This is a genomic window from Oceanobacter sp. 4_MG-2023, from assembly GCF_030689165.1.
Taxonomy (GTDB): Bacteria; Pseudomonadota; Gammaproteobacteria; order Pseudomonadales; family Oceanobacteraceae; genus Oceanobacter.
The window spans coordinates 34424-43992 of record NZ_JAUYVV010000025.1 but is presented as its reverse complement, the minus strand read 5'-3'; the positions used below and the strand labels follow the sequence as shown (position 1 = coordinate 43992).

At 48.5% G+C, this 9569-nt stretch carries 7 protein-coding genes; 6 read left to right on the top strand and 1 reads right to left on the bottom strand.

Annotated elements, in window-relative coordinates:
* The 6 genes from Q8W24_RS14640 to Q8W24_RS14615 all read left to right on the top strand — a co-directional run.
* The coding region (locus tag Q8W24_RS14640) for an Hpt domain-containing protein (RefSeq protein ID WP_305475786.1) at positions 1 to 3824 on the top strand (3824 nt) is incomplete at its 5' end.
* Positions 3825 to 4883 (top strand): chemotaxis protein CheB, encoded by a 1059-nt coding sequence (locus Q8W24_RS14635; protein ID WP_305415562.1) that lies wholly within the window; start codon positions 3825 to 3827, stop codon positions 4881 to 4883. It begins immediately after the preceding gene.
* Positions 4858 to 5334 (top strand): chemotaxis protein CheW, encoded by a 477-nt coding sequence (locus Q8W24_RS14630; protein WP_303434431.1) that lies wholly within the window; start codon positions 4858 to 4860, stop codon positions 5332 to 5334. The genes Q8W24_RS14635 and Q8W24_RS14630 overlap by 26 nt, the downstream gene beginning before the upstream one ends.
* A 274-nt stretch (positions 5335 to 5608) precedes the next feature.
* On the top strand, positions 5609 to 6481 hold the full coding sequence (locus tag Q8W24_RS14625; RefSeq protein ID WP_305475784.1) for a glycosyltransferase family 2 protein: 873 nt from the start codon (positions 5609 to 5611) through the stop codon (positions 6479 to 6481).
* A 69-nt stretch (positions 6482 to 6550) separates the two neighbouring features.
* The gene (locus Q8W24_RS14620; RefSeq protein WP_305475783.1) at positions 6551 to 7273 is read left to right on the top strand and encodes a hypothetical protein; all 723 of its coding nucleotides are present in this window, start codon (positions 6551 to 6553) and stop codon (positions 7271 to 7273) included.
* 172 nt (positions 7274 to 7445) lie between these two features.
* Positions 7446 to 8384 (top strand): glycosyltransferase family 2 protein, encoded by a 939-nt coding sequence (locus Q8W24_RS14615; RefSeq protein ID WP_305415565.1) that lies wholly within the window; start codon positions 7446 to 7448, stop codon positions 8382 to 8384.
* Between the two features lie 110 nt (positions 8385 to 8494).
* On the opposite strand, the gene Q8W24_RS14610 is transcribed toward Q8W24_RS14615, so the two are convergent.
* A complete protein-coding gene (locus tag Q8W24_RS14610; RefSeq protein WP_305415566.1) occupies positions 8495 to 9547 on the bottom strand; it encodes a polysialyltransferase family glycosyltransferase in 1053 nt (350 codons plus the stop codon).
* Positions 9548 to 9569 lie beyond the last annotated feature (22 nt).

Sequence of the window (9569 nt, the reverse complement as noted above, 5' to 3'; positions counted from 1 at the left end):
TGGAAGTAGAAGAGTCCACTGTCGATTTCCAGGATGCTATCCCGGTTATCGATGACAGCATGGTTGAGCTGTCAGAAGCGCTGGAAGTAGAAGAGTCCACTGTCGATTTCCAGGATGCTATCCCGGTTATCGATGACAGCATGGTTGAGCTGTCAGAAACGCTGGAAGTGGAAGAGTCCACTGTCGATTTCCAGGATGCTATCCCGGTTATCGATGACAGTATGACTGGCTTGCCGGATACGCTGGAAGTAGAAGAATCCACTGTCGATTTCCAGGACGTTATCCCGGTTATCGATGACAGCATGATCGAGTTGTCAGATACGCTGGAAGTCACAGAGTCTGATACAGATTTACAGAACGGTTTGCTGTCGTTGTCCGACACACTTGAGATCGAAGAATCTCAAGACTGGGTTCCTGTCGTTGATGACAGCATGATTGAACTGTTGGATTCCCTCGAAGTGGCGGAAACCGACCCACAGGACGATCTGGTTCCGCTCATCTCTGATGATACCGTCGAACAGATTGATACGCCTGAAGCGACCGATGACCAGGAAACGCTGGCATTGACCGTCGAGGCTATTGAAGTACCCACCATTGCGTCCAGCGAAGCGGTTATCAGTACGCCATCGGCGGAGGCTTTTGCACCACAGACTCCAGATGCTGAAGACTCTCAGGCAACTGATTCACCGCTGACCATTGACGCGGTTGAAAGTCAGCAAACCGTGCAATCGACACCAGAACCGATCGTCGATGAAGCGCCGCCAGTAATGGAGGTGGATGATGGTACGGATGAAATTCTTGAAATCTTCCTCGAAGAAGCAGAAGAAATTATTGAATCTGTCGACCAGATTCTGAGTGAATGGCGGGCCAACCCTGAGAACCTGGTCAATGTTGCTCACTTGCAACGTGATCTGCATACCCTGAAAGGGGGCGCCCGTATGGCCGAACAGGCCGACGTGGCGGCACTGTGTCATGACCTCGAAACTCTGTACGAACGCATCAACAATGGCCGGTTGGGGGTAGAACCCGGACTGTTTACCTTGCTGCAAGCAGCCCATGATGACCTGGGCGGTCAGCTGGACAGCATCCGTTACGGCCAGACTCCCCGCTCGGCAGATAGTATCCTGAGCTCGTTAAAAGCCTATATGCAGGGCGAAGTGGTACAGAACCCGGATGCAGATAGCGCGGATGAGCCTGATATGGCCAGTGATACGAATGTCGCTGCCAAACCGGATCAGAACGTTGAGCATCAGGTAACGCCCGTCGCGGCAGACCAGGTGCTGTCGGAATCACTGGATGAAACCGACCGGGAAATTCTGGAAATCTTTCTGGATGAAGCGGCGGAACTGTACGAGGCACTGGATCAGGCGCTGCAGGAATGGGAAAAAACGCCCACTAATATGGAGCCTGCCAACGAGGCCCAGCGTGTCTTGCATACCTTTAAAGGCGGTGCACGTCTTGCCGGTCTGGTGACTCTGGGCGATCAGGCTCACGCATTTGAAAGTCGTATCTTGCAAGTGCAGCAAGGTTACTTGCAGGCCGACCCTGAATTTTTCAAATCGGCTTATCAGGAACAGGACGCACTGGCTCGTCAGATTGAACAGATCGGTACCATGCTGGCGTCGGGTGAGATGCTCTTGCTCGGTGATGACAGTCTTGAAACTGTGCCGCGAAATACGCCGTCAAATCAGGCGGATTCGACCGACACCGGGCTGGATGAGACAACAGAAGCCGGACAGCCTTCTGACTCTTCTGTTAAGGGGCAGGAAACACCTCCGGCCGCTACCGCTACCGTATCAGAGCCGGCAGTAGTCGCGCCTGTAACACCAGAGGCAGCAACAGAGTCAGCAGCACCGCAGGATACATCGGTAGCCAGTAATGTGGTGCCATTGCGTACGACCCAAGGCACGCCAGTAGCGGCAGCCTCGGTACCAGCCTCCGTCGCGGAAGCTGCCCAACAGGTGGCTGCACGTAAAGCGCCACAAGAGCTGGTCAAGGTATCGGCCGATTTGCTGGATGACCTGGTTAACCTGGCGGGTGAAACCTCGATTGGTCGTGGACGACTGGAACAGCAGGTCACGGATTTCTCCTACACGCTGGAAGAAATGGAAGGCACGCTGGATCGCTTGCGCGACCAGTTACGCCGTCTGGATATCGAGACTGAAGCCCAGGTACTGTTCCGTCAGGAACGCCATGGCCCGGAATATGAAGATTTTGATCCTCTGGAGATGGACCGCTACTCCACCATTCAGCAATTATCCCGTGGTCTGGTTGAATCGGCGTCGGATTTGCTGGATCTCAAGGACACGCTGTCAAACAAAACCCGTGATGCAGAAACCCTGTTGCTGCAACAAAGCCGGGTAAACACCGAATTGCAAGAAGGCTTGATGAAAACGCGGATGGTGCCTTTCCAGCGCCTGGTACCGCGTTTGCGCCGGATTGTGCGGCAGGTCAGTCTGGAGCTCGATAAACAAGTCGAGTTCCAGGTTCTGAACGCTGAAGGTGAGCTTGACCGATCTTTGCTGGAGCGGATGATTTCGCCGTTGGAGCACATGGTACGTAATGCCGTTGACCATGGTATTGAATCCATTGCCGAACGCCGTGCCGCGGGCAAGCCGGATGTTGGTTCGATTGATCTGGAAGTCAGCCGGGAAGGCAGCGACGTTGTTCTGACCTTGCGGGATGACGGTAAAGGTATCAACCGGGATGCGGTGCGTGCCAAGGCCATTGAACGAGGGCTGCTAACAGAAGATGCCCGCATTACTGATCATGACCTGCTGCAATTTATCCTGCAGGCCGGATTCTCCACCGCCGCCAACGTTACCCAGATTTCCGGTCGTGGGGTTGGCCTGGATGTGGTGAGCACCGAAATCAAGCAGATGGGCGGTACGGTTGAAATTCTCTCGGAACAGGGTGCCGGCACTCGTTTTGTGGTGCGCTTGCCATTTACCGTATCGGTTAACCGGGCATTGATGGTGCAGATTGGCGATGATTTGTACGCCATTCCTCTGAATAATATTCAAGGTATTGTCCGGGCCTCCTCGAATGAGCTGCAAGGCTACTATCAGATGCCACCCAGCGAGCGCCAGTATCAGTATTCCGGGCAGGACTATCGCCTGGAGTATCTGGGGGTTATGCTCGAAAATGGCTCTCAGCCCAAAGTAGCGAATCAGACCCTGCCATTGCCGATTCTGCTGATCAAGGGGACAGTACCTTATGCCCTGCAAGTGGATTCACTGCTGGGCAGTCGTGAAATCGTGGTTAAGGCCCTTGGGCCTCAGTTTGCCTCAGTGATGGGTGTCTCTGGGGGTACTATCCTGGGGGATGGTAGCGTGGTGATCATTCTCGATCTGCCTGCCATGATCCGTAGTCAGACCTCTCTGGAATACCAGCAAGCACGATTGCTGGATGCCCAAATGGCTGAACAGCGCCACGAACAGGTGGCCAAAGTGTCTCGGGTTCTGGTGGTGGATGACTCGGTAACTGTACGTAAGGTAACTACTCGCTTGCTGGAACGTCATGGCCTGGAAGTGTATACCGCCAGTGACGGTGTGGACGCCATGGCAACCCTGCAGGATCACAAACCAGACCTGATGCTGCTGGATATCGAAATGCCGCGCATGGATGGTTTTGAGGTTGCTTCGCTGGTACGCCACGATCAACGTCTGAAAGATATTCCTATTGTGATGATTACTTCTCGTACTGGTGACAAGCACCGGGATCGGGCGATGGCCATTGGTGTAAATGAATATCTGGGCAAGCCGTTCCAGGAAGAGTCGCTGATGTCAACCATCAATCGACTGCTGGGGCGTGAGGGTCGCTAGGTGATCTTGCCTCGGGTTGGCATTATTGCTGATGACCGCCTGCAACAACACATGTTGCAGGCTGCCATGGCGCATTTTGGCTTTGAAGTAGTCATCAGTGCCGATCCATCGCGGATGGAATTGATTCAGGGACGAGAGCTGGCGCTGGATGCCTGGCTGGTCGATATCAACCGTGACAACGATGACGAATTGTCCGACTGGCTGGATGAGCTGATGCACGGCCCGGTGCCGGTTCTGGTGGGTATTGAGAAAGCCCCGGCTCGTGGTTGCGACAGCTTGCCACGCTGGCAAAAACGGCTGTATCAAAAACTAAAAGGTATTGTCCCGGTTTCTTGCCAACCACTGGTGGATGAAAGTGTCGCCAGCCTGGAGCGCATCGCGACACCGGTAGAGCGGCAGCCGAGCCGTATCCTGTTGCCAAAAATCTTTAGCACATCGGTATTAACCGGCCAGACTGCCAAGGAAGTATGGGTTTTGGGTGCCTCTCTGGGTGGCCCGGAAGCGGTCAAACAATTTCTTGATGCCTTGCCTGCCGGTCTGCCGGTTGCCTTCGTCTATGCCCAACACATCGACAGTCGTTTTGAAGCAACGCTGACAACCACCATTGGCCGTCATTCAGCCTTGTCATTACGCCTGTTTGGCGATCGGCAACAGCTGAAAAATGGTGATGTCCTGGTCGCTCCTGTTACGGATGAATTTGGTTTTGATGGCCAGGGTCAGTTAGTATCGACCCGGCATGACTGGTCTGGCCCGTACGGCCCATCCATTGATCAAGTGATAGTGAACGTACACCGGTATTTTCAGACCCGAATGGGCGTTATCCTGTTCAGCGGCATGGGCAACGACGGTTCTGAAGCGTTGGTATCCTTACCTGAAAGAGAACTGCCGGTCTGGATACAAACCCCGGCCACCTGTGCCAATGCCTCTATGCCTGAAAGTGCGCTTGGTACCGGCCGGGTTTCATTTCACGGCACCCCGTTCCAGCTGGCTAATCAGCTGGTGAATAGACTCAAGAATCACTGGATGAATACCCATGAGCCAGACACCTGCCAATATTGAACAGCCCGGTCAGGTCGATTGCCTGATGATTCCACTGAACGACCGGCAGCTATTGCTCCCGAACGTTACCGTGGCTGAAATCATTCCTTTCTCTCAACTGATGACAACCAACTCCAGAGTCGACTGGATCATTGGCAGCATTCAGTGGCGAGGTATTGGCATACCGGTGATTTGTTACGAACTGCTTAACGGCACGCCGGCCCCACGGCCAAGTCCGGATGCCCGTTTTGCCATTATTAACGGCGTGGGCCAATATTCCGAAATGCCTTTCTTTGGCATCCTGGTGCAGGGTATTCCCAAACTGACCCGAGTCCTGGAACAGGATATCCAGCAAGTGGATGCTGTGATGGGAATGGGCTCATTGGACCAGATGGCAGTAAGCGTTGAAGGCGAATCTGCATTTATTCCGGATCTTGAACAGATCGAGACGCAGCTTCTGGGCTTGCTGTGATTCTGCTCCGCTGTTTGCCACCACAGACAAGATAACCATGGCTCGAATTCTGGCTGCCAGAATGTCTGCATTCGGGATTTTCCAGTACACCCTTGTGTTATTGGAGAGATCCAGTGTATGGAATCAAACATCGTTGAATCGTTTTTAGAGCTATGATAGATCTGGATTTTCAGGGATTACTGTTTCAGATATAATTGCTATGGAACTTTCTCACTCGAACCATTCTTCTGATCTGAATGTGTTCCCCCCGAAAAGAGCTGGAATACATACAAATATGCTTAAACTTTCCATGAACCTGCTTATCAAAAATGAAGTTGATATTATCGAGGATAATATCAGATTTCATTCAAATCAGGGGGTTGATTGCTTTGTTGTGATGGATAATGGCTCAACGGATGGAACCAGAGAGGTTATTGCCGAATTATCAAAAAAACATGAAATATTGGTGATAGATAGACCAGAACTGGATTATCAGCAGAGTAATTGGAAAACAGAAATGGCCGCAAAATCCCGGCGTATACTGGGTGCAGACTGGAGTATTGCCAATGACGCTGATGAATTTTGGCTGTCTGATAGTGGGGATTTGAAGAGTAATCTGGGTAGATGGGGATCAATTGTAAAGTGTAGTCGATCCAATATGATACCGGACGATACGTTTTTCTCAGGAGATTCTGACTATCTGGACTTTCCATATCGAGTGAAATCACCAATATTAAACAAAGGCCAGGATATTATTAATAATGATAGTTTTTCTGTTTTTATGGGTAATATTAATGGAAAAGTGATGGTTAATAACCATGGGTTGTTAAGGGTTAAGGGTGGAAATCACAGAGCCTGGCACTTATGGGGCTTTATAAATCAGACCATTGATCCATCGATTACCGTCTATCACTATCCTATACGGAACAGGGAGTGCTTTGTTAAAAGTATAGAAAACAGAGCACGTCTGCTCAATAGCGGTGTGACAAAGATGGGGGATCATTATCGTCGCTGGGTCAGGATGCTTGATCATGGTTTGCTTGATGAAGAGCTGGAGCGACTCGCATTAAAAAAAGAAACGGCTACAGTGCTTGAGAACTTTGGAATAATAGAAAAAGAACCAGAAGTTGGAAGGAAAATCCGGGAAGTTATGAACTCCAGAAATTAAAAGTGCTTATAAAAATGAAGATGGGTTTTTATGGCTTGAAAAGTACAAAATAAATTATTTTGGTGGCTGATGAATCAAATTATTTGTGTAAAATGGGGAGATAAATATCCGTCAAGTTATGTTAATCGACTGTATGATATGATCGAAAAAAACATGGTAGCTGATTTTGTATTATATTGCCTTACTGATGATGCGCGGGATATTTACCCAAAGGTCAAACCCTTGCCCTTGGTTAATACGGAAATTTCTGGTTGGTGGCACAAGTTAAGTCTTTTTCAGAAGGATTTTCATCAGCTGGAAGGAGAATTATTATACATGGATTTGGATGTTGTCATCGTTGGTGGTTTGGATGACTTTTTTTCTTATAAACCCGGCAGCTTTTTGATCGCCGAAGACTTGCAAACACGAGGATATAATAGTTCTGTATTTCGTTTTAATATTGGTTCTCAGCCTCAGGTATGGGATGAATTTTTAGAAAACTCAGCCCAGGTAATGAATGATTATTATGGTGATCAAAACTGGATTACCGAAAAAGTAGGTGATGCTGGGTTATGGCCTGAACAGTGGGTGGTTTCATTCAAGAAACAATGCCGGGCACGCATCAAAAACAGCTATGGAATTATCGGTAAGTGGTTAAGGAAAATCGGAGTGATGACAGTAACCGGAGAGGCAATCATACCGGAAGGTGCGAGAGTGATCCAATTTCATGGCAAGCCAGATCCTGACGATGTGATGGATGGACCTTACGATATATACCGTAAGGCACCATGGATAAAAGAATATAGAGGTTAAAAACGTTGGTAGTGACAAAATAATAATAAATTGATTCTGTGCGGAATTTATTTTAATTGAATAGATAAGTCATATATTGGTCTTGATTTTTGAAAGCTAATGAAGAAAACCTGCTTGTGAGATGGCTAGCCTTATATTAATTGGAAGAAATGTCATATCTGGTAAGATTGATATGAAGGTTGTGCCAAACCGTATGGTTTTTTTGATAGACTGCTTCAATATCAATCAATCAATGATGAAAATGACTCAAATTATTGTTGCGGTACCAACCTATAATCGTGCTGAATTATTGAATAGAGTACTGAAATCCGTTACAAATCAATCCTTTCAGGATTGGCAAATTCTGTTCGTTGATGATGCCAGCTCAGATCATACTCCTGCCACCATTGCTGAGTTTCAATCCTGTTACCCAGGTAAGATCCATTATCGATGTATGGAAAAAAACAGTGGTGTTAACGCTGTGCGCAACCGGATAGTGGAAGAAGTCCTGACGATAAATAAAGAGGCCTTCGTTGTCTGGATCGATGATGATGATTATCTTGCCGAAGAATGTCTTGAAAAAATAGCGACCGCAATCAAGAAAAATCCAGGATACAACTGGTATTCATTGGACTGTCAATTTGAGAATGGAAAACCTATTTCGAAAATCAGCCGCTATGGTGAAATGAATTACCTGAATGATTATATGTTCGGGAAACGTATGCGTGGTGATATGACTCATGTTGTCAAAGCTGATGCGATTGGAAATTCCCGCTTTACGACTCAGTTCCGGAATGCTGAAGTATGGTATTTCTGGTGTCAACTGGCTGAAAAAATGCCTCTTTTTGCTGTTAATGAAGTGGGTTCTATTAAGGAGTTTCTACCGGATGGCATTACTCAAAGTGGTTTTAATCGCGATAAGGCAATACAGGTTCTACAGTTAAAAATTGATACGCTGAAAAATATGGTCGATGAGACAAAACTGGTACATCAATATGTCTCACTGGCAAAACTGCTGCTAGCCAAAGGGAAGAAGACACAAGCCAGGAAATATTTGCTGCAGGCCTGGCGATTGAAGCCAGGATACGTCCGGCAGTATCGTTATTGGCTCAAGATCCTGTTTTCATCTTGAGCTTCAGGGGACATCCATTTAATCCTGCACGGCTCTGCGCGAGTGTTGCCGTTGTTCAGTGCAAGGCGACGAATGCAGCGAAATGACGAGTCCTTTTCAAATTTCCCCCTTTAAGCTTGTTTCATTTTAACGTCAATTTTCTTGAATAAATGAACAAGTGCCTGCTGCTGCTGATTATCCTGCTGCAGTGAACAAACGACCAGTTCAGGCCTTAGCCATTTGGCAATCAATAATGTTGATGATACATCTCCCCATATTTCACACTGGTTTGGCAGGTGTGGCAGCATGGCTTCAAAGCTGATTCCGGCCGGAAGCAAGGTAACGCCTTCCGCTTGTAGATGCAGTACATCCGGGCCGCTGTTGCGTGGATGATACTTTGCCGCGACCTGTTTTCCATCCCGTATCATCTGCTGCAGAATTGCCATGATCCGCTGTTTATAGGCGGGGTCTTTTTCAAAGAGCGATTCGTGGGGCAGGGTGAATAAAACATCCAATGGCTGCAGCTGTCGCGGGTCAAATCCATGTTGTTCCATCAATTGAGAAGACAAGGCCAACAGAGGTGGTGCGGTAAAGCCACTGGCGCTTAATTGTACAATGTGTTTGTTTTTCAACAGTGGGTGGATATGTTCTGGAAAGGCGGCATGAACATATTGGATCCAGCCGGAACCGCCCACCGTTGGCGGATTTTTCCACCAGAAGCCATAGCTGAGTTTTTTGGCCAGGTTATCCAGCACTTTGTCACCAAAGCCGGAGGATGCTTTCCTGCCCATGTAGGTGAATGTTCCCTCATCCATATAGTGACCAACCGGTTTGCAGCCAAGGCTATCGGCTATATGCATGCTGTACTGGAATTCGATACGCCGGTCGTTACCAACAAACAGATTGGCTGGTCGTAATCTGTTGATAAGCGCTTCGAGTTTGGTAAACAGCAATTTGCGTTTTTTGAGCTTATTTCCCAGGCCTTTGAAGCGGCCATAAAAGAGCTGGACGCTGGTAAAAGGTGACTGTGGCCAGTCTTGCACCAGTGTATACAAAGGAAATTCCCGCTCTTCTGGTTGATCAATAAAGACGAGATGCGCCTGCTCGTCAGTGCGCTCTGCGGCGATCACTGCCGCAGCGTATAAATGCAAGATTGTAGAAGCAAAATAGACAGTATTAGTCATTGTTCTGAGCCAGCAGGCAAAC

Bases quoted from the DNA above. Each gene is read 5' to 3' on its own strand.
- Q8W24_RS14630 (WP_303434431.1), top strand. From the start codon at position 4,858: ATGAGCCAGACACCTGCCAATATTGAACAGCCCGGTCAGGTCGATTGC.
- Q8W24_RS14625 (WP_305475784.1), top strand. From the start codon at position 5,609: ATGCTTAAACTTTCCATGAACCTGCTTATCAAAAATGAAGTTGATATT.
- Q8W24_RS14620 (WP_305475783.1), top strand. From the start codon at position 6,551: ATGAATCAAATTATTTGTGTAAAATGGGGAGATAAATATCCGTCAAGT.
- Q8W24_RS14615 (WP_305415565.1), top strand. From the start codon at position 7,446: ATGAAGGTTGTGCCAAACCGTATGGTTTTTTTGATAGACTGCTTCAAT.
- Q8W24_RS14610 (WP_305415566.1), bottom strand. From the start codon at position 9,547: ATGACTAATACTGTCTATTTTGCTTCTACAATCTTGCATTTATACGCT.